1 protein-coding gene is annotated in these 254 nt (G+C 52.8%); it reads right to left on the bottom strand.

Translation table 11 applies throughout. The features are described from left to right. Positions 1 to 39 precede the first annotated feature (39 nt). The coding region (locus SB756_RS32625) for an ArsR/SmtB family transcription factor (RefSeq protein WP_410913584.1) at positions 40 to 254 on the bottom strand (215 nt) is incomplete at its 5' end.

The raw sequence follows: 254 nt of genomic DNA, 5'->3' as shown, positions 1-254 counted from the left end.
ATCATGCGGCGAAATGGTTGTCAAAGCCATAGTGACTCCTTACGGACAATAGACATTTTTCAGGGTGGCGATAATGGCATTTACCGCCTCATTTTTAATGGAATATAGAATGCGTTGGGCATCCCGTTGGCTGTCGATAAGCCCTTCGTCCCGCATACGAGCGAGATGCTGTGATGTCGCAGAGGCACTCAGTCCGGTAATGCGCGTCAGCTCTCCCGCGCTGGTGCCGGGGGAACCGCTAAGCATGCACAGAA

Source organism: Pseudomonas sp. SIMBA_068 (assembly GCF_046534705.1).
GTDB lineage: Bacteria > Pseudomonadota > Gammaproteobacteria > Pseudomonadales > Pseudomonadaceae > Aquipseudomonas > Aquipseudomonas putida.
This window is presented reverse-complemented; position numbering and strand designations above follow the sequence as displayed.